17 protein-coding genes and 2 tRNA genes are annotated in these 19,798 nt (G+C 69.8%); 8 read left to right on the top strand and 11 right to left on the bottom strand.

Features of this window, described 5'->3' with window-relative positions; translation table 11 throughout:
* The first annotated feature begins 1 nt into the window (after position 1).
* From ehuA to ACZ5VQ_RS28670, 3 genes are all read left to right on the top strand, one after another.
* A complete protein-coding gene (gene ehuA, locus ACZ5VQ_RS28680; RefSeq protein WP_469107392.1) occupies positions 2 to 811 on the top strand; it encodes an ectoine/hydroxyectoine ABC transporter ATP-binding protein EhuA in 810 nt (269 codons plus the stop codon).
* A gap of 339 nt (positions 812 to 1,150) precedes the next feature.
* Positions 1,151 to 1,906, top strand: a complete 756-nt coding sequence (locus ACZ5VQ_RS28675) for an IclR family transcriptional regulator (RefSeq protein ID WP_469107391.1) — start codon at positions 1,151 to 1,153, stop codon at positions 1,904 to 1,906.
* 118 nt (positions 1,907 to 2,024) lie between these two features.
* Positions 2,025 to 2,098, top strand: a tRNA-Lys gene (locus ACZ5VQ_RS28670).
* Between the two features lie 92 nt (positions 2,099 to 2,190).
* Here the strand turns inward: ACZ5VQ_RS28670 and ACZ5VQ_RS28665 are convergent.
* The 6 genes from ACZ5VQ_RS28665 to ACZ5VQ_RS28640 all read right to left on the bottom strand — a co-directional run bounded on the left by ACZ5VQ_RS28665 (position 2,191) and on the right by ACZ5VQ_RS28640 (position 8,642).
* Complete coding sequence (locus ACZ5VQ_RS28665; RefSeq protein WP_469107390.1) at positions 2,191 to 3,864, bottom strand: AMP-binding protein; 1,674 nt, start codon at positions 3,862 to 3,864, stop codon at positions 2,191 to 2,193.
* Positions 3,865 to 3,919: 55 nt separating this feature from the next.
* A complete protein-coding gene (locus ACZ5VQ_RS28660; protein ID WP_469107389.1) occupies positions 3,920 to 4,450 on the bottom strand; it encodes a DUF3592 domain-containing protein in 531 nt (176 codons plus the stop codon).
* 135 nt (positions 4,451 to 4,585) lie between these two features.
* Positions 4,586 to 5,188 carry a lytic polysaccharide monooxygenase auxiliary activity family 9 protein gene (locus ACZ5VQ_RS28655; RefSeq protein WP_469107388.1) on the bottom strand — a complete coding sequence of 201 codons (603 nt, stop codon included), beginning with the start codon at positions 5,186 to 5,188 and terminating at the stop codon, positions 4,586 to 4,588.
* A gap of 96 nt (positions 5,189 to 5,284) precedes the next feature.
* Positions 5,285 to 6,007, bottom strand: coding sequence for a nucleoside/nucleotide kinase family protein (locus ACZ5VQ_RS28650; protein WP_469107387.1), 723 nt, complete (start codon positions 6,005 to 6,007; stop codon positions 5,285 to 5,287).
* Positions 5,994 to 7,166 (bottom strand): SPFH domain-containing protein, encoded by a 1,173-nt coding sequence (locus ACZ5VQ_RS28645; protein ID WP_469107386.1) that lies wholly within the window; start codon positions 7,164 to 7,166, stop codon positions 5,994 to 5,996. Before ACZ5VQ_RS28645 ends, ACZ5VQ_RS28650 begins: the two co-directional genes overlap by 14 nt.
* 96 nt (positions 7,167 to 7,262) lie before the next feature.
* Positions 7,263 to 8,642, bottom strand: a complete 1,380-nt coding sequence (locus tag ACZ5VQ_RS28640; RefSeq protein WP_469107385.1) for a peptidoglycan-binding protein — start codon at positions 8,640 to 8,642, stop codon at positions 7,263 to 7,265.
* A gap of 241 nt (positions 8,643 to 8,883) precedes the next feature.
* Here ACZ5VQ_RS28640 and ACZ5VQ_RS28635 point away from each other — a divergent pair.
* From ACZ5VQ_RS28635 to glxA, 4 genes are all read left to right on the top strand, one after another.
* Positions 8,884 to 8,960, top strand: a tRNA-Lys gene (locus tag ACZ5VQ_RS28635).
* A gap of 107 nt (positions 8,961 to 9,067) precedes the next feature.
* A complete protein-coding gene (locus tag ACZ5VQ_RS28630) occupies positions 9,068 to 9,778 on the top strand; it encodes a FadR/GntR family transcriptional regulator (RefSeq protein ID WP_200397958.1) in 711 nt (236 codons plus the stop codon).
* A gap of 315 nt (positions 9,779 to 10,093) precedes the next feature.
* Positions 10,094 to 12,073 (top strand): glycosyltransferase family 2 protein, encoded by a 1,980-nt coding sequence (locus ACZ5VQ_RS28625; RefSeq protein ID WP_469107384.1) that lies wholly within the window; start codon positions 10,094 to 10,096, stop codon positions 12,071 to 12,073.
* The gene (gene glxA, locus ACZ5VQ_RS28620) at positions 12,070 to 14,007 is read left to right on the top strand and encodes a radical copper oxidase GlxA (protein ID WP_469107383.1); all 1,938 of its coding nucleotides are present in this window, start codon (positions 12,070 to 12,072) and stop codon (positions 14,005 to 14,007) included. The genes ACZ5VQ_RS28625 and glxA overlap by 4 nt, the downstream gene beginning before the upstream one ends.
* 107 nt (positions 14,008 to 14,114) lie before the next feature.
* Here the strand turns inward: glxA and ACZ5VQ_RS28615 are convergent, their stop codons facing one another.
* Positions 14,115 to 15,155: a glycoside hydrolase family 6 protein gene (locus ACZ5VQ_RS28615; protein ID WP_469107382.1), complete on the bottom strand. Its 1,041-nt coding sequence runs from the start codon at positions 15,153 to 15,155 to the stop codon at positions 14,115 to 14,117.
* 167 nt (positions 15,156 to 15,322) lie between these two features.
* Between ACZ5VQ_RS28615 and ACZ5VQ_RS28610 the strand changes: the two genes are divergently transcribed.
* Entirely contained in the window at positions 15,323 to 16,090 is a 768-nt protein-coding gene (locus ACZ5VQ_RS28610; RefSeq protein ID WP_469107381.1) for a GAF and ANTAR domain-containing protein, read from the top strand.
* A gap of 331 nt (positions 16,091 to 16,421) precedes the next feature.
* Here the strand turns inward: ACZ5VQ_RS28610 and ACZ5VQ_RS28605 are convergent, their stop codons facing one another.
* The 4 genes from ACZ5VQ_RS28605 to ACZ5VQ_RS28590 all read right to left on the bottom strand — a co-directional run bounded on the left by ACZ5VQ_RS28605 (position 16,422) and on the right by ACZ5VQ_RS28590 (position 19,554).
* On the bottom strand, positions 16,422 to 17,087 hold the full coding sequence (locus tag ACZ5VQ_RS28605) for a class F sortase (RefSeq protein ID WP_469107380.1): 666 nt from the start codon (positions 17,085 to 17,087) through the stop codon (positions 16,422 to 16,424).
* A 6-nt stretch (positions 17,088 to 17,093) separates the two neighbouring features.
* Positions 17,094 to 17,753, bottom strand: coding sequence for a hypothetical protein (locus tag ACZ5VQ_RS28600; RefSeq protein ID WP_469107379.1), 660 nt, complete (start codon positions 17,751 to 17,753; stop codon positions 17,094 to 17,096).
* Between the two features lie 118 nt (positions 17,754 to 17,871).
* Entirely contained in the window at positions 17,872 to 18,651 is a 780-nt protein-coding gene (locus ACZ5VQ_RS28595) for an HAD-IIA family hydrolase (RefSeq protein WP_469107378.1), read from the bottom strand.
* Between the two features lie 177 nt (positions 18,652 to 18,828).
* Positions 18,829 to 19,554, bottom strand: a complete 726-nt coding sequence (locus tag ACZ5VQ_RS28590) for a hypothetical protein (RefSeq protein WP_469107377.1) — start codon at positions 19,552 to 19,554, stop codon at positions 18,829 to 18,831.
* Positions 19,555 to 19,798: the final 244 nt, after the last annotated feature.

The raw sequence follows: 19,798 nt of genomic DNA, 5'->3' as shown, positions 1-19,798 counted from the left end.
GATGAAAGAGCCCGACGCCAACTCCGACGCCAACCCGGCGGCGGACGGCAGCGAGCTGATCCGCTTCGACAAGGTCACCAAGCGCTTCGGGGACAACGTGGTCCTCGACGAGCTCGACTTCTCCGTAGCCTCCGGCAAGCACGTCACGTTGATCGGCCCGTCCGGCTCCGGCAAGACGACGATCCTGCGGCTGCTGATGACCCTGGCCAAGCCCGACGAGGGCACGATAAAGGTCAACGGCGACTACCTCTCCCACGAGGAGAAGAACGGCAAGCTGGTCCCGGCCGGCGAGAAGCACATCCGCGAGGTCCGCAAGAACATCGGGATGGTCTTCCAGCAGTTCAACCTCTTCCCCAACATGAAGGTGCTGCGCAACATCACGGAGGCGCCGGTCACCGTGCTCGGCATGTCCAAGGACGCGGCCGAGGAGCGGGCCCGGGAGCTGCTCGAACTGGTCGGGCTGACCGAGCACGTCGACAAGTACCCGAGCCAGCTCTCCGGCGGCCAGCAGCAGCGGGTCGCGATCGCGCGGGCCCTGGCGATGCGGCCGCAGGTCCTGCTCCTCGACGAGGTGACCTCCGCGCTCGACCCCGAGCTGGTCGCGGGCGTCCTCGACGTGCTCAGGGACATCGCCCGCACCACGGACATCACGATGCTCTGTGTGACCCACGAGATGAACTTCGCCCGGGACATCTCCGACCAGGTGCTGATGTTCGACTCGGGGCGTGTCCTGGAGTCCGGTCCGCCGGAGAAGATCTTCGGCGACCCGGAGCACGAGCGGACGCGGGAGTTCCTCGGCGCGGTGCTGTAATCCCTCGGGAGCGTCACCGGCGGTCTTCAAGAAGTGGAGACGGCAAGGTACGGAGGCCGGGCCGATGGGGCATGACTTTGGCATATGCCAGAAGGATGCCCCGCTGTTGAGGGGACTGGAACGAGCCACCAATCTCGCCAACAGCCCCTCCCCGTACGCCTCTTGGCGGTTATCGTGGAGGGGGCCCGGCCGTCCGGGCTGCGTTGAAGTGAAAGCCGGGCCGAAAAGCGCAAGGGGACCCACCGTGGCGCTGCTGCACTATTCCGGGGGACAACCCCCGGACCCCCGGCAGGAAAAACTTCTGCCAGCACCCGGAGCGTCACTGCGAGGTGAGCTTTCGTGAAGGTCGAGCCGACCGTGCCGTACCACTCGGCCCAGGATGCCCTGCGCGTCCTGGAGACCGTGGCGGCGCGGCACACCACCGGTGTCACGGACGCCGAACTCGCCAGCCGCACCGGCCTCGGCACGGAGCGCCTCACCGCGCTCCTGCGGATGCTGCGCCGCGAGGGGTACGTCGAGCAGATCGCCGACGGGGCGTACGTCACCGGGGCGGCGCTCGGCAGGCTGGGTTCCGCCCACGGCCGGGACGAGGCGCTGCGCGCCCAGCTCCAGCGGAACCTCGACCGGCTGCGCGACTCGGTCGGCGCCGCCGTCTACATGAGCCGGTACGTGGACGGCGAGATCCACGTCTCCCAGTGGGCCGACAGCCCGACCGCCCCGGCGGTCAACGAATGGGTGGACTTCCGCTCCTCCGCCCACGCCAGCGCGATCGGCAAGAGCCTTCTCGGCCAGCTCGACCTCAACGCCCGGCGCGACCATCTCTCCCGCCACCGGATGGCCCGCCTCACCTCGCGCACCATCACGAACGAGCGCGCGCTCCTGTCCCGGCTCGACGCCCAGGCACCCACCGTGCCCGTGCTCGACCTCCAGGAGTACGCGGTCGGCACGGTGTGCGCGGCGGTCCCCATCACGGCCGGCTCGGCCGTGGGCTGCCTCGCCCTCTCCCTCCCGGTCTCCCATGCCCACCGGCTGCGCGAGGCTGCGGACACCCTGAACCGGGGCGCGGCGCCGGTACTGCTCTCGCTCGCGATCTGAATCCGCGGGCTGAACCCACGAGCCGCCCGAGCTGCCGGTCGGGTGGTCCGGAGCACCCTCACGGACCAGGTATTATTTTTTCTGTCGCCAGCCGCGAAAAGCGGTTGGCGAGAGTCATGCGCCGCTAGCTCAGTTGGTTAGAGCAGCTGACTCTTAATCAGCGGGTCCGGGGTTCGAGTCCCTGGCGGCGCACAACACGAAGGCCTCCGCGAGAGCGGGGGCCTTTCGCGTGCCCCCTCCCTGAGCCCGGTCGAGGGGCCGTGGCAGGTCCGGCCCCCAGCCCCCTATCTCACCAGCAGTTCCTCGCGCCCCCGCGCCCGGTACCGCGCCATGAGCTCCGCCAGGTCCGCCTCGTCCAGCCGCCGGTACGCGGACTCCCCCGGCGGCCGCCACCACACCGGGTCCCCGCACCGGAACCCCTCCCGCCGCAGCCCGACCCGGTGGATCTTGTTGGTGGCGGTGACCGGCATGCGGTCCACGATCCGTACGAAGCGGGGGGCCATCTTGGTGCCCAGATCCGGCTGGGCCAGCAGGAACTCGGCGAACCGGAGCGGGTCGAAGTCCGCCGCCTCCCTCAGCGCCAGCGTCGCCATCACCTGGTCGCCGGCCACCGGATCCGGCACCGCGTACACGGCGACGGCGGCGGCGTCCTCGTAGCGGGCGAGGATGTTCTCGATCACCGCGGCGGCCAGGTTCTCGCTGTCGACGCGGAGCCGGTCGTCCGTGCGCCCCGCGAAGTACAGGAACCCGTCGGCGTCCCGGTAGAACAGGTCCCCGGTCCAGTACCAGCCGTCGCGCTGCCGGGCCGCCTCCGCCGCCTCGTTGCGCCAGTAGCCCTCGAACGGGTTGGGCCCGCGGTTCACCAGCTCGCCTATGGCGTCACGCCCGTTGAGCAGCCTGCCGTCGGGGCCGAAGGCCGCCGCTGGGCACTCCGTGCGGCTCACCGGGTCGACCACCGCGAGATCGTCGCCGGGCGCGGCCCGCCCGATCGCCCCCTTCGGTGTACCGGGCGTCCGCTGGATCGCCGCCCCGCCCTCGGAGGACCCGTACCCCTCCACCAGCCGCACCCCGAACCGCTTCTCGAAGGCGGCCGCGTCCACCGCCCCCGCCTCCGTCCCGAATCCCGTCCGCAGCGGGTTGTCCCGGTCGTCGGCGCGGGCGGGGGTGGCCAGGATGTACTGCACGGCCCGTCCCACGTACGTGAAGTACGTGGCCCCGTACGCCCGTACGTCCGTCAGGAAGCCCGAGGCCGAGAACCGTCGCCGCAGTGCGACGCCCGCGCCGGCCGCGAGGGCGGGGGCCCAGTCCGCGATGACCGCGTTGCCGTGGAACATCGGCATGCAGATGTAGTGCACGTCGTCCGCCCGCACCCCGAAGTGGCCGACCAGCGACCGCCCGGCCGCCGCGAGCCGCCCCTGCGAGCAGATCGCCGCCTTGGGCGCCCCGGTCGAGCCGGAGGTGAAGTACAGGAGGAGGCGGCTCCCCGGGGTGGCCCGCGTCGGCTCGGGGCGCGCGTCCGCGTACGGCGCGAGCAGTTCCTCGTACGCCTCGGTGTCGGTCACCAGCAGTCGCAGGCCCGGGAGTTCGAGTCCGTCGAGGAGGGGCAGGTGTGCCCGCTCGGTGACCAGGACACGGCACTCGGTGTGCAGGATGTCGCGGGCGAGTTCGGGACCGCGGCGGGTGGGATTGATACCGGCGACGGCCGCGCCCGCCAGGGCCGCCGCGCTCAGCCACAGAGGGAACTCGGGGGTGTTGTCGAGCAGCACGCCCACATGTGGTTCCGCGCCGGGCGGCAGCAGGTCCGACAGCAGCGCGGCCCGCGCCGCCGCGCCCGCGGCCACCTCGTGGTGGGTCAGGGTCCGCTCCTCGAACCACAGCCCCGGCCGGTGGTCGCCCCACCGGTCCTGCACGAGCTCCGCGACGGTCCGTGCGCCGGTCCCCACGCTCCTGGATCCCATGGAGGCGCACCATAATTGACGAGGCGTCAGATGTGGAGGGTCAGGTGCGGAAGGGTCACGGCACCTTGTTGTACGGCCTGTCGTCGATCGAAGGAGGCTCGTCCACCTTGTTCACGGAAGGGTCGTCGTCCATGAAGGAGTTGTCGCCGAAGGCCTCGGTGTACGTGACCATGAAGCCGACGCAGAACACCACGACCACGGAGAGGAACGTCAGGATGCCCACGGTGGAGGCCGTGTTCCTGACGTGGCCCGGCGCCTGGGCCGTGGCCTTCACCATCTCGCCCTCGGCGTAGTGCACGACGACGATGTCGCCCTCGACCGTCGTGCCCGGCCCGCCCTCCTCCTCGAAACGGATGGTGCGCCCGTCCCGGGCCGTGAACTCGTACACGTGGTGCAGCGTCGTGCGCACGGAGGAGTCACCGCTGCCGCCGCTGGTCGTCGTGTACGTGCGCAGGCAGCGCGCCTCCGCGGTCAGCCCGCTGTTCCAGGCACGCCTGAGCTCCAGCGCACGGCGGACCACCCTGACCGCCAGGAAGACGGTCACGGCCATGATCAGGCCCGGCACCGCATAGAACATGAAGTCCATCGACGTCCCCCGATGTTCGGTACAGCTCCACGCACGCCGTCATGGTCATGTCGACGTGCGTGGAACCTACCCGTGGGGGGTGAGCAAGAGCCTCAAGAGATGCTCAGAGTTGCGCGGCGAACGGGTGGCGGGCGCTCAGAACGTCACGTCCGAGCAGGCGTAGAACGCGTTCGCCGTGTCGGCGATCGTCCACACCGCGAGGATGACGTGGTGACCGCTCTTGCCGGTCGGCAGGGTGCCGCTGTGCGAGAGCGTCGCCGGCGGCTGGCCGCTGTAGGGGACGGTCAGGAACGGGGCCGTGACCAGCGCGGACCGGGTCAGCGGAGCGTTCTGGTTCCACCCGTTCTTGGTGATGTAGTACTTGAAGTCGGTCGTGGAGTGCCGGGCCGTGAACTGCCAGCGGAAGGTGTAGCTCTGCCCTCCGCTGACCCTGGTCGTCGGCCAGGCACCGCCCGAGGGCGTCGTCGCCTTGTCGAGCGCGCCGAAGTTGGTGTGGTTCGCGGAGCAGATCTGCCCGTCCGCGGGCCCGGCCGCCGGGAAGCCCTTGGGGCCCTCGACGCTCTGGGGTTCCCACTGGATGGCGCCGCAGTTGGTCACGGAGCCGTTCTGGCAGAGCTTCTGCCGGCTGATGGGGAGGTCGGTGTAGCCGTGGCCGGTGGCACCGCCGCTGGAGAGCACGAGCGCTCCCGTGGTGGCGAGGCCGACCGCGGCGGCGTACAACTTCGTCTTTTTCCGCATGCTGCCGCTCCTGGAGAACGTGGGGGAAGTTCCGTGAGCTGTGCGTGCGCATCGCGATGCGTATGGCGATGATGCAGGTCTAGACCAAGTCCCAGATTATTGCTGACTGTTGAACATGTCCATACCAATAGTGGAGAGGATTCGGTGGCAGCGGTCCCGTGATGTCACCACGAGTTCCCCGTTGGGCTCATCGTTGGTCTCCACCCACTTCCGTGCCTCCCCTTCACTCCTCCCGCCCGCCAACTGCCGCTCCACCAGCCTCACCTGGCGCACGTCCCCGGGCGCCTCGACGTACCAGCACTCCCCCATGAACACATACGCCTCCCGCCATCCCGGCAGGTCGCAGGCGAGGTAGTTCCCCTCCGTGACGATCAGCCGCGCCGCCGGGGGCACCACGTGCCGTGCGGCGACCGGCTCGTGGAGCGTACGGTCGAAGTCCGGTACGTAGATGTCGCGGCCGGTCTCGTCGAGGACCCGGCGCAGCAGGTCGACGTACCCCCACACGTCGAAGCTCGGTTCGGAGCCCTTGCGGGCGGTCAGGCCGAGGCGCTCCAACTGGGCGTTGGAGAGATGGAAGCCGTCGAGCGGCAGATAGGCGGCCCCCTCCCCCAGGTGCGCGACGAGGGCGCGGGCGAGGGTCGACTTGCCGGCGCCGGGCGGGCCTGCGAGGCCCAGCACGGCGCGCGGTGTTCCGTCGGTCAGACTCCAGGCGTCCGAGGCGAGCCCGGCGAGGGTGAGGTGGTCTCCGGCGGGGGTGCGGTGTTCGTCGGCGGGGGTGCGGCGGTCACCGGTGGGGGTGCGGCGGTCAGCGATCTCCATGTCCCGTATAGAACGCCACCGTCAGATCCTTCACCAGAGCCTTGCGCTCGTAGTCGTCGAGTTCGACGAGCCCGCGCACGGTCAGCCGGGTCACCGTGTCCTCGACGGAGTCGACGACCGAGGTGAGGACCTTGTCGCGGTGCTGGGCGTCGAGTGCCGCGATCCGGCGGCGCTGCATCACTGCGGCGACCTCGGGCGCGTACTCGACGCGCAGCGGCTGCGCCGAGAACACCTGGAGGCCGGCCGCCGCCGCGTCCGCGGCCACGATGCGGGTCAGCGAGTCGCCGACGGCCTCGGTGTTGCGCAGGGTCGCGGAGTCGGCGGCCCTCGGCGAGTTGGGCGCGACGTCGGCCGGCAGCTGCGCGAGCACCCGGGCGAGTGCCGCCTCCACGCACTCGCGCAGAAACCGCTGGTGGTCCTCGACGCCGAGCGCGGCGCGCGCGGTGTCGCGCACCCGCCAGACGACGAGCACCACGACCCTGAGCGCGACCCCGTTCGCGTCGACCGCCGGCATCGGGTCGCTGCGCCAGTGCCGCAGGCGTACGTCGATCCGGCGGCGCAGCACCAGCGGGTTCACCCACATGAGCCCGGTGCGCCGGACCGTGCCCCGGTAACGGCCGAAGAGGCCGAGCACCCAGGCGCGTCCGGTACGGCCGCGGGCCAGCCCGCCGAAGCCGAACAGGGTGAGCGCCCCGGCCCCGGCGAGCGCCGCCCACTGCGGCACGCCGAGCCCGGCGCTCATGCTCACCGGCAGCCCCAGCGCGTCCACGGCGAGCCGCGGCAGCACACCCGCCCACCACGACGCGAGGACGCAGCCCGCCGCGCCGACGGCACCGGCCAGTGCCCCGACCGTGCCCGGCAGTACGCCCGCGGGCCGCTCCACCAGGTCGGGGTCGACCTCCACCGCCGGCCGCGGCCGCACCGGGGCGGGCGGCCGCCGGGTGACCCTCGGCTGCTCGCCGGTGCCCCGCCGCCGGCTCACGACGGCGGGCGCGAGCGGCACGGACACCGGCTCGGGCTCGTCGCGGAACAGCAGGTGGACCGGGATCTCGGTGGTCGCCTCGTTGTGGATGAGCCGCGCCCCGCGGCCACCCGTGTCCCGACCGCCCGCCTCTGGGGTCCCCTCGAACTCCGGGGACTGTTCAGTCGTCGTACTCATACGTGCCTCCGTGCCTCCGCGCCAGGAAGAACTGTCATGAGAGAAATGCCGTCAGAAGCCGTCCGAACGGTCCGGCCCCTCAGGAGATCCGGCCCCTCAGGAGAAGAGCCGCCGCCAGGTCTCCGGACCCGGGTAGCCGTCGGCCGCACCGCCGCGCCACCCTTGTGCGCGCTGGAACGCCTCGACGTTGCGCCGGTCGCCCTCGCCCCAGCGCGGTCCCGGCCCCTGCGTGTAGTGCTTGCCGAACCCCTTCTTCACCAGCTGCTTCCCGAGCCGGGTGACGTACTCGTTGCTGGCGCCCGGCCGGAACAACGCCCGCCCGGGGTAGCCGGGGACGCCGTGCGAGGCGACACCTCCGGCCGGGGGCCGCCCGGGCTTGCCGGAACTGCCGCCGCTCGGGGCGACGATGTCCCGCCCCTTGTCACGCACCAGGTACGACCAGGTCGTCGGCCCCGGGAACCCGTCCGCGTCCGCGCCCGTCCAGCCCTGCGCCCGCTGGAACGCCTGGGTGGCCCTGCGGTCCGCCTCCGACCAGCGCGGCCCGGGCCCCGCCGAGTAGTACGCGCTCGCGCCCCGCTCGACGAGCATCCGCCCCAGCCGGGTGACATTGGCGTTGCTCGCTCCGGGCCCGAAGGCCTCCGCACCCGGGTAGGGAACCGCCGTCGGCCTCGTCCCCGGAGAGGTGATGGGGGTGTGCGGAGCGGCCGGGGTCTTCGGGTCGGCCGGAGAAGCCGGATCCGCGCCTTCCGTTCCCCCTTTCAGCCCCTTGTAGCGGTACGCCAGATAGCGGTCCGAATACTTCCAGTAGGCGTACGGAGTGGCCTGCTTGCGGGCGCGCGGGCGGGCCTCCTCGTACGCGATGTAGTAGTCCTGCGTGTAATCCGTCCAGCCCCCGAAAATCACGACGTGCGACCCCTTCTCGGGGTCCGCCGGATTGTGGAACAGGAGAATGTCACCGGGCTCCAGCTGCTCCCGGGGAATCCGGACGCCGAACTTGTCGAGGCTGCCCGTCCATTCGTTCCCGCCGAGGTTCCAGGCCATCGAGACGAAGCCTGAGCAGTCCTGGCGGTACCCGTCGGACCAGTACGCGCTCATGCTGTAGGGCACCTCGGCGGCGACCCATTCCTTGGCCCGGTTGATGATCTCGGACCGGGTCGTCGGGGGTGCCTTGACCTTGGCCGGAACGCCTCCGGGGCCGTGGAGCGGAGCCTTGCCGCCCTGCGGTGTGTCGGGTTCGTCGGCCGCGGGGGCGCCGGGCAGCCGCGGGGCGTGCGCGGCGGTCGCGACGGCCGGTACGACGTGGCCCGCGCCGAGCGCCGTGCCGGCCGCGGCGGCCAGGACGAGCGCTCGGTGGGCCGCCGGATGGCCGCCGAATCCGGTGGCCGCTGAATGTGGCAGCACAAGCCGCCAGTGGATACATCCGGGGCATTCACAGTCGCTCTCGGGATCGAATTCCTCGAATACCGGAGCCGCCATGCGATTCCCCTCACACTCCTGGTGGAAATGTCCGCGCTTCTGCACGTCCGTCAGTTTCTCAACTGTCACCGGGTGTCGCATGTTGACGGTCCAAATGATGTACGGGTTGCCTCCGGCGGTTCAGGAGGGGGTTGTCTTTGCCCTGCGGGTGGATGGGGGCCGGTCGCGCAGTTCCCCGCGCCCCCGAGGCGGCTGGGGCCGGGGCACTCCCCGACACCAGGTAGAGTCTGCGGAGCAGCACGCGCCGCTAGCTCAGTTGGTTAGAGCAGCTGACTCTTAATCAGCGGGTCCGGGGTTCGAGTCCCTGGCGGCGCACCACCGAAGAGGCTCCTCGTCACCGCGAGGAGCCTCTTCGTATCCGGTTCGTATCCGGCCGAAACCTCATCGCGTATGGCCGAACCCTTTCGGCCCGCTACCCTCTGGCCATGGCGCGCGACCTCCAGGAGCGGATCAAGAAGCTCATCATTGACCGCCGGCTGCCCTCGGGCGCCGTACTCCCGACCGAGCCCGAGCTCATGGAGCTGCTCGGCGCCAGCCGCAATTCCGTGCGCGAGGCGCTGAAGGCGCTCCAGGCGATGGGCATCGTCGAGATCCGGCACGGCTTCGGCACCTACGTGGGACCGATGTCCATGGCACCGATGATCGAGGGCCTCGCCTTCCGCACGGTCGCCGGGCACTACCGGGGCGAGGACAGCCTCCTCCAGCTCCTCCAGCTGCGCGAGGCCGTGGAGACCGGGCTGATCGTCCGGCTCGCGGGCCGGGTCCCGGCGGACGATCTCGCCGAACTGGATGCACTGGTGGACCGCATGGACGCGGAGGCGGCCGCGGGCACCGGTCTCGCGGACACCGACCGCGCCTTTCACGCCACCCTCTACCGGGGGCTGGGCAACCTGCTGCTGAGCGAGCTCCTGGAGGCCTTCTGGGACGCCTTCCACCGCGTACGCACGGATCTCGTGGGGCTGCCGCAGGATCCGAAGGTCACCTGCCGGCAGCACCGGGAGATCCTCGACGCGGTGCGCTCCGGCGACGCGACCAGGGCCGAGGACTCGATAAGGGAACACTTCGGCAACATCCGTACACGCTTGACCGCAACCACACCGAACGAGACCATCAGACACCCCAATGAGCGCGTATGACCGGTAAACACCATGTTTCGCATCTTGCGATCATGGTGAACGGCGTAGAACCCTGGGCGACAAGAGGCTGCGGTTACAGGGCAGTTGGGGGCTTGGAACCGGTTGCGTGCGAAGGCGGGGAATAGGGGCCCCGTTCATGAACGGATGTCGAGGGGGGCATCATGCAACCGGAAGGCCGGTGCGCCGTGTCTATAGGGTATGTGGATGATGTGGTGGCGGGGGCCTGCTGTTGATGCGCCTGTGAATGTCTAGGGGGACATGAGCAGGCGAACGGAACAACGAGCACGCGATGGTTCGCGTGTGGGGGGATGACTCATGACGTCGACGCCGACGGGCGCCCGGCAGAACTCCGATCCGTCCGAGACCACCCAACTGAGGGTGCCGTCACAGACTCGGACCGGCAGCTTCCGGAGAATCAAGAAGACACTGCCGAGATACGACTACGAGCACTACAGCAGGCTTGCGGGGCCTCTCACACAGCCCGATCCGACCCAGCCGTACAAGGTGCAGTACCGCTCGCTGCTCTCGCAGGAGCCGCACCGGCTGCGCGCTGCCCTGATGCTGGGTGCCGCGCCGCTGCTCTCGCTCGTCCTGCTCGTCTGGCTGCTCCAGCCGGCGCACTGGACCGAACGCGACTACCCGGCCTTCGACTTCCTGCCGGCGCTCGACATCGTGATGCTGGTCTCGATCGGTCTGATCGAGCTCTTCCGCTGCATGAACGTGCTGTCGAACGCGCACGCCACGCTGGTCGCCCGCGACCCGATCCCGGTGGTGCCCGAGACCGGTACGAGAGTGGCCTTCCTCACCTCCTTCGTGCCCGGCAAGGAGCCGCTGGAGATGGTGACGAAGACCCTCGAAGCCGCGGTCAAGATCCGCCACCGCGGCCTCATGCATGTCTGGCTGCTCGACGAGGGCAACGACCCCGAGGTCCGGGAGGTCTGCGAACGCCTCGGCGTGCACCACTTCTCCCGCAAGGGCGTCGCGAAGTGGAACATGCCCAAGGGCCCGCACCGCGCCAAGACCAAGCACGGCAACTACAACGCCTGGCTGGACGCGCACGGCGACAACTACGACTACTTCGCCTCCGTCGACACCGACCACGTGCCGCTGCCGAACTACCTGGAGCGGATGCTCGGCTTCTTCCGCGACCCGAACGTCGGCTTCGTGATCGGCCCGCAGGTCTACGGCAACTACGACAACCCGATCACCAAGGCCGCCGAGTCGCAGCAGTTCCTGTTCCACGCGCTGATCCAGCGCGCCGGCAACGCCTACGGCTCCCCGATGTTCGTCGGCACGTCCAACGCCGTACGCATCAAGGCGCTGAAGCAGATCGGCGGTCTGTACGACTCGATCACCGAGGACATGGCGACCGGCTTCGAGATCCACCGCCACAAGAACCCGGCGACGGGCAAGAAGTGGCGCTCGGTCTACACGCCGGACGTGCTGGCCGTCGGTGAGGGCCCGAACGCCTGGACGGACTTCTTCACCCAGCAGATGCGCTGGTCACGAGGGACGTACGAGACGATCCTCAAGCAGTACTGGAAGGGCTGGTACTCGCTTCCGCCGAGCAAGCTCTTCAACTACACGATGATGATCATCTTCTACCCGATGTCGGCCCTCAACTGGATCCTGGCGGCGCTGAGCTGTGCGCTGTTCCTGGGCCTCGGCGCCTCGGGTGTGAACATCGACCCGGCGATCTGGCTGATGCTCTACGGCAACGCCTCGGCGCTGCAGATCGGCCTCTACGTCTGGAACCGCCGTCACAACGTCTCGCCGCACGAGCCCGAGGGCTCCGGCGGTGTGGCCGGCATGATCATGTCCGCGCTGTCGGCGCCGCTCTACGCGAAGGCGCTGATCGACTCCGTACTGCGTCGCAAGAGCAAGTTCGTGGTCACCCCGAAGGGCGATTCCGCGAGCCCGGACACCTGGTTCGGCACCTTCCGGTACCACTGGTACTTCATGGCGATCTTCGCCGGTTCGATCGCCGCGGGCTTCGTCTACGGTCACGCCCACCCGGCGATGATCATCTGGGCGACCTTCGCGCTGCTCATCACCGCTTCGCCGATGTTCGCCTGGCGCTGGATGATGCGGCAGGACAAGAAGGGGCGCAAGCACCGGCAGGGCGGCCCCCAGGACCCGCCTCCGCCCCCGCAGGACAGCCGCATTCCCCACCAGCCACAGAGTTCACAGCAGCCTCCGGTCGCACCGCACACGCCCCAGCAGAAGCCGAGCTGGGCGGCAGGCGGAGGCAACGACCAGACAGTGCAGATCGCCCTTGGGGGACGTAAGAAATGAAAGACGGTTCCAGCCGCCGCCGCGCCCGCCGCATCGCGATAGGTGCGGCGGTGGTGCTTGCGCTGGCCGGGATGAACGGACCCGCGCTCTACCGCTTCGGGTCGGACCAGTACCACGAGTACAAGATCAACAGGCCTGAGTACAAGGCCGACAACGGCAAGTGGGACGTCGTCGAGTTCCCCGAGGAGTACCGGCTCAACACCATCCACGCCGCGCTCCTGCACACCGGCAAGATCCTGCTGATCGCGGGCTCCGGCAACAACCAGGACAACTTCGACGCGAAGAAGTTCGACACGCGTGTCTGGGACCCGGTCAAGAAGACGATCAAGAAGGTCCCGACGCCGGCCGACCTGTTCTGCACGGGCCACACGCAACTGCCCAACGGCAACCTGCTGATCGCGGGCGGCACCAAGCGGTACGAGAAGCTCAAGGGCGACATCACCAAGGCCGGCGGCCTGATGGTCGTCCACAACGAGAACCCGGACAAGCCGATCACCCTGCCCGCGGGCACCCGCTTCACGGGCAAGGAGAACGGCCAGACGTTCGTGTCGAAGGACCCGGTCGTCGTCGAGCGGGCCAAGAAGGTCTTCGACCCGGACACCGGCAAGTTCCTGCGCAACGAGCCCGGCCTGGGCCGGATCTACGTCGAGGCGCAGAAGAGCGGCAAGAAGTACGAGACGGGTACGCAGGACAACTACCGCGTGCAGGGCCTGTCGGGCGCCGAGGCGCGCAACACGTACGGCATCGCCGAGAAGCTCGCCCTGGACAAGAAGGACTTCCAGGGCATCAAGGACGCCTACGAGTTCGACCCGGTCGCCGAGAAGTACATCAAGGTCGACCCGATGAACGAGGCGCGCTGGTACCCGACGCTCACCACGCTGTCCGACGGCAAGATCCTCAGCCTCTCCGGCCTCGACGAGATCGGCCAGCTGGTGCCGGGCAAGAACGAGGTGTACGACCCGAAGACCAAGAAGTGGACGTACACCAAGGGCGTCAGGCAGTTCCCGACCTACCCGGCGATCTCCCTGATGCAGAACGGCAAGCTGTTCTACTCGGGTGCGAACGCCGGTTACGGCCCCGACGACGTCGGCCGTGACCCGGGCATCTGGGACCTGAAGACGAACAAGTTCAACAAGCTCAAGGGCATGTCCGACCCGAAGCTCCTGGAGACCGCGGGCACGGTGCTGCTGCCGCCCGCGCAGGACGAGAAGTACATGGTGATCGGCGGCGGCGGGGTCGGCGAGTCCGAACGGTCCAGCAAGAAGACCCGCATCATCGACCTGCTGGCCGACGACCCGAAGTTCGTGGACGGTCCCGAGCTGGAGAAGGGTACGCGCTATCCGCAGTACTCGATCCTGCCCAACGACGACGTGCTGGTGTCCGGCGGCTCGGAGGACTACCGCGGCCGCGGTGACTCCAACATCCTCCAGGCGCGGATGTACGACTCGAAGTCCAACGACTTCAAGCGGGTCGCCGACCCGCTGGTGGGCCGGAACTACCACTCGGGCTCGATCCTGCTGCCCGACGGCCGCGTGATGTTCTTCGGCTCGGACTCGCTCTACGCCGACAAGGCCAACACCAAGCCGGGCAAGTTCGAGCAGCGCGTCGAGATCTACACGCCGCCGTATCTGTACCAGGGTTCGCGGCCCTCGCTCTCGGGTGGTCCCAAGACCATCGAGCGCGGCGGCTCCGGGACGTTCACCTCGCAGCACGCCTCGTCGATCAAGACGGCCCGGCTGATCCGGCCGAGCGCGTCGACGCACGTCACCGATGTCGACCAGCGGTCCATCGCGCTGGACTTCACGAAGACGAAGGACGGCATCGAGGTCACCGTGCCCAAGAGCCGCAACCTCGTCGAGTCCGGCTGGTACATGCTGTTCGTCACGGACGACCAGGGCACCCCGAGCAAGGCCCAGTGGGTCAAGATTCCCTGACCCGCGCAGCGTGACACGACTGGGGGCGCCCTCCTTCGCGGAGGGCGCCCCCAGTCACGTACGGGCTGTTGCCTGCGGTCACCTACGGGCTGTTGCCCGTGGGCCGGCTACTTGGTCGCCTTCGCGAGCTTCAGTGCGTACTCGGGCCACCACTGGCCGGCCTTCGGGCCGCCCTTGCACGTGCCGTCGGACTCGCCGGGCCGCTTGACCCACACGTACGCGTCGACGAGGTCGTCGTCGGTCTTGGTCGTGGGCGTCTCCCCGAGCGCGCGGCCGGGCGGGTTGCACCAGTTCTCCGCCGGATCACCTTCCGTGTACGGGCCGTTGCCGTTGCGGCTGGTGTCGACCACGAACGGCTTGTTGCCCACCTTCGACGACAGCTCCTTGCCGTACTTCGTGCTGTCGGCCGTCGTGTAGAAGTTGGACACGTTGACCGAGAAGCCGTCGGCCTGCTCGACGCCCGCCAGCTTCAACGGCTCGGTGATGTCGTCGGTCTTGCCCCAGCCCGCGTTGCCCGCGTCCAGGTAGACCTTTGTGTTCTTCAGGGACTTGAACTTCTCGACCGCGCCCCGCAGAAGGTCGTAGCGCTCCTCGTGGAACTCGTCCGGGGTGCAGCCGTCCACCATGTGCAGCACGGCGTCCGGTTCCAGGATCACCGTGGTCGCGCGGTCGCCGATGCCCTTGGCGACCTGGTCGATGAAGCCCCGGTACGCGTTGCCGTCGGCGGCGCCGCCGCCGGAGAACTGGCCGCAGTCGCGGTGCGGGATGTTGTAGACGACGAGCAGCGCGTCCCGGTCGGCCTTCGCGGCGGCCTCGGTGAAGCCGCGCGCCTCCTGCTCGGCGTTCTCCGGAGTGAGCCACTCACCGGTGGGCTGCTCGGCGATCTTGCGGATCAGCTCGGCGTCGTCCTTCTTGCCGTCCTTCACATATGAAGCCACCTGCTCGGCGGCGTTCCCATCGGGATTGACCCAATACGGGTCCTTGTCCTTGGGCTGCTGGCTCACCTTGGCGCCCGACGTGTCCTTCTCGCCGTCGCCGTCCGAGGATGAACACCCCGCCAGCAGCAGCACAGCTCCGGCCACCGCCACGGACGCCTTTGCCACCCCTCCAGTGGCGAAAAGAGACACAGCCCCCCTGCTCCCGTACATCAAACTCCCCCTCGGGTGCACCGTCCGAAGTACCAATCCTGACATACGTGTCGGTCCGCCCACGAGCTCGTCCGCCCCTTGTCCACTAGCTGTTACACCCCCTTCTCCACCGGGTAGGCGCCGAACGGACGTGCGAGGGCGGGGCCGAACTCGGAGAGGGCACGCACATGTACCACAGCAGCCGGGAAATCCAGCTGGGGGCCGCCCTCGTGGAAGCCGCGGACACGCTCTTCGAGGCCTTCGACACGGCGGCGTACCTGCGACGGCTCTCCGACCACTGTGTGGCCCTCCTGGACGCCTCTGCGGCCGGCATCATGCTGATCGAGGGCGGCGAGACGGTGTCGTTCGGTGTGAGCAGCCGCCAACAGGAGCTGGCGCTCGACCTGTTGGAGGTCCAGCACCACGGCGGACCCTGCCTGGAGAGCTACGGCAGCGGAGAACCCGTCCCGCAGGTCGCGATCCGCGCGGCCCACGCCTCCTCGCGCTGGCCCGACTTCACGGAACGGGCGCTGCGGTACGACATCGGCAGCACCTTCGCGGTACCGCTGCGCCGGAACGGGACCCCGCTCGGCGCCCTCAACGTCTTCGTGCCGGAGCCGGTCCACCCGCCCCCGGCGCCGGCGGACGGGACGGCGCTGTTCCTCGCGCAGACCCTGGCCGACGCGGCCGCCCTCGGGCTCGCCAACCACCGTGTCCTCAGCCAGTACCGGACACTGACGAGCCAGTTGCAGGAGGCCCTCTCCAGCCGCGTACGCATCGAGCAGGCGAAGGGCGTGCTCGCCGAGCGCCGGCGGACCGGAATGGACGAGGCGTTCATCGCGCTGCGCCGGTACGCGCGCAGTCACCGGCTGCCCATCGACGAGGTCGCCACGGCCGTGATCACGGACTCGCAGGACATCGCCGAGCTGGGCCGCGAGCACCCAGGACCTGCGTAGACCCCGCGCCGAACTGCGCGGATAACGCAGCGCCACCGGTCCGGGACTTGGCGTCAATCAGACCCTAGGCCGGAGCGCTCATCCGAACTAGAGTCTTATCAGACGGCCCCGGCCCCCGGCTGTCGGACCATTCGTGAGGCGCGTGCGTGACGCGCGGACGGGCCCCTGAACCTCCCGTGCCGGCCGCCGGGTTACTCCCGCAGCCCGTGCGCGCACGGTCGAGGACCAGCCCGGTCGACGGCTCCGGGGGGAGCGAGTCGTCGACCGGGCCAGGTGAGGTACGAGGATCACTCGGGTTCGGTACGAGGGTGCGGATGAGGCCGCTCGGGGCTCACAGACCCGTGCCGCTGAGGTACGCGGAGACGACCACGTTCGCCGTGTAGGTGCGGCTGGTCCGGTCGAAGGTGCCGCCACAGGTGATCAGGCGCAGTTCGGCGCGGCCGGTCTGCCGTGTCCCGTACACCTTCCGGGCGTCGAAGCGGTCCCGGGCGAAGACCTGGACGTCCTCGACGGTGAACTCGGCGACCCTGCCGTCGTCGCGGACCACCCGGACCGTCTCGCCCGGCCGCACCTCGCTGAGGTGGTAGAAGACCGCGGGCCGGGTCTCGGTGTCCACGTGCCCGACGAGCAGCGCGGTCCCGGCCGCCCCGGGCCGCGCACCGTCCCCGTACCAGCCGACGGTCCCCGGCTGTCCGTAGGGCGGCGGGTCGATCGCCCCGCGGGGGTCGAGCCCGCGGGTCACCACGGGTGCCTGTACGCCCAGCGCGGGGATGTCCACGCGCTGGGGCCGCGCGTCCCCCAGCGGCTCGGCCGCGGGCGGCAGTTCGACACCGAGGGGCCGTCCGACCGCCGCCACGTCGCCCGTGGTCGGCGCGGATATGCCCTGGCGTACGTCGGTCACCTCGCGGCCCCACAGCCACAGCCCGAGGAGCAGCAGCGCCCAGGCCACGCCCATGAGCAGACGGCCACCGCCTGATGTGTGTTCCCGGTCGGACATGGCGGGTCAGTCCGTACCGCGGGTACTCCCGCGACTGCGACGGGAACTGCGGACCGCCACGGCGACGGCGGCGACACCGGCCAGGACCAGCCCGACCACCGCGTGCCGGGTGCCGGGCCCCTCCGAGCGGGCGTCGACGACGGCGAGCCGAGCGGTACCGCCGCCGCCCGCTTGCACGGGCGCGACGGGGGACGCGGGCGGGACGGGCTGCGCCTCCTGCTGATCTTTCTGTTCCCGCTGTTCCTTCTGCTCCCGCTGTTCCTTCTGTTCCTGCTGATCTTTCTTCTCGTTCTGTTCCTGCTTCTCCTGCTTTTCCTGCTTCTCGCGTTGCTTCTTGTCGAGGACGGTGATGGCGCCCTTGACCTTGTCCTCGAAGCCGTCGCAGGTGACCTTGACGTCGTACGTGCCGGGGTCGAGCGTCGAGCGGACGCGGGTCTCGCCGGTGAGGGCCCCGGGCTTCCCGGTGAGCTGCGCGTCGGCGACGAACGCCTCGGACGCGGCGGTGCCGGACATCCCGGAGCACCCCTTGACCCGCAGCTGGACGTCGCTGCCGGGAGCCGGGGACCCCGGGGTCACGGAGACGCCCCCGTCGGCCGCGTACGCGGTGGGGGCGAGCGCGGCGGCGGCCACCACCCCGGCACAGAGAGTCAGTCGCAGTGAACCCATCGTGAACCTCCAGATATCTGGAGCGTCCTCCTCGGGGCGCGGGGCCGCATCCGGGGAGGGGGTCCGCTGCTCCGTACGGGTGGCGCTCCCACACGGGTGCCGCTCCCGTACCGGTGGCTCAGACGCGGTCGACGAGGTCCGCGATGGAGTCGACGATCGTGGACGGGCGGTAGGGGTATTTCTCGATCTCCGCGGCCGTGGTGAGACCGGTGAGGACGAGGAAGGTCTCCATGCCCGCCTCCAGGCCGGCCAGGACGTCCGTGTCCATGCGGTCGCCGATCATGGCGCTGGTCTCGGAGTGCGCCCCGATGGTGTTGAGTCCCGTACGCATCATCAGCGGGTTCGGCTTGCCCGCGAAGTACGGCTTCTTGCCGGTCGCCTTGGTGATCAGCGCGGCCACGGCTCCGGTGGCGGGCAGCGCGCCCTCGGCGGACGGGCCGGTCTCGTCGGGGTTCGTGGCGATGAACCGGGCGCCGTCGTTGATCAGCCGCACGGCCTTGGTCATGGCCTCGAAGGAGTACGTACGGGTCTCGCCGAGGACCACGTAGTCGGGGTCGTGGTCGGTCAGCACGTACCCGATGTCGTGCAGCGCGGTGGTCAGACCCGCCTCACCGATGACGTACGCGGAGCCGTCGGGGCGCTGGTCGTCCAGGAACTGGGCGGTGGCCAGGGCGGACGTCCAGATGTTCTCGACGGGGACGTCCAGGCCCATCCGCCGCAGCCGGGCGTGCAGGTCGCGGGCCGTGTAGATGGAGTTGTTGGTGAGCACCAGGAAGGGCTTCCCGGACTCCCTGAGCTTCTTTATGAAGGCGTCGGCGCCGGGAATCGGCACACCCTCGTGGATGAGCACCCCGTCCATGTCCGTGAGCCACGATTCGATGGGCTTGCGCTCTGCCATGTGCCGTCTCCTGCCGTACGCGTGCTGCGTGAGCCGTGCGGGTCTGCCGCGGGTGTGGGGGACGCCGTCACAGCTGTGTGCCGGCGCCTCCAGACTAGCCATCCGCCCGATCTTGGTGGCCCGCATCCTGGTGAAGGGGGGGCGGCAGCGGCCCGGGCAGAGAATCCCGCGGCGCCCTCAGCGTCTGCGGCGGGCCGCGAGCAGCGCGCCGAGTCCCGCGCCGAGGAGCAGGAGCGCGCCGGCCGTCGCGGCGAGGACCCCACGGGTCGAGTGCAGCCCCGTCCGGGCCAGCTCCTCCGCGAAGGGAATTCCGTCCGGTACGCGCCCGGAGGCGTCGGCACGGTCCCGGTCGCCCGTGATCCCGGCATCGTCCTTGCCGCCGACCTCGCCCGTCTCATCCCCTTTGCGCTCCCCCTCGCCCTCGCCCTCGCCGAGGATGCGGAAGCGGTAGTCGTTCGACTGTCCGACCCAGTCGCCGTCGTCGCCGTCGTCGCCCTGCCGCTGGACGACTGCGGCGTGCGCGACGACGTCGTTGGCCTCGGCGTCGGAGGTGACGGCGAGCCGCACCTTGACGGAGAGGGTCGCGCCGGGCGCCACGGTGAATCCGGGGAACGGCGCCTCTTCGGCGTCGGATCCGTCGGCCGCACTCGTGGGGGAGCCGAGGACCCCGATGTTCTCGTCCTGCTCGGTCCGCTCGAAGCCGACGGGACGGGGCCGCTCCCCGTCGTAGAACTCGAGCCGCGGCTGCTCCGGCCGCAGCGCCCGCTTCCCGTCCACGAGGACGACTACCGGGTGGATGTTCCCGCAGGTCGCGTCGGTGGTGTTGGTGAGATCGATGTACCAGGTCCGGAACCCGCCCCCGGCGTCGTACTCGGCGGGCCCACCATGAATCCGCGTACGCACGGGAAACTCCCCGCCCCCTGGCTCGGCACAGGTGGGCCGCCCCGGCCGTTGGTCCACCCCTGCCGCGGCATCGGCCGGCACGGGAACGAGGGCGGCTGCAGCACTGACAGCGAGACACACGGGCTTGCTCAGTCGCATGGACACGGGAGCCTGCCACGACACGACCGCCGGCCGGCTCCGGCACGCTGGGGCGGGGGCCGTTCGGGGAGGGGATTGCGCCCGACCGGGGCAGAGCCGAGCCTCC

The sequence above is a fragment of the Streptomyces sp. NPDC033178 genome (assembly GCF_055577685.1).
Note: the sequence above shows the minus strand (reverse complement) of the source record. Positions and strands in the feature narration are given on the sequence as shown.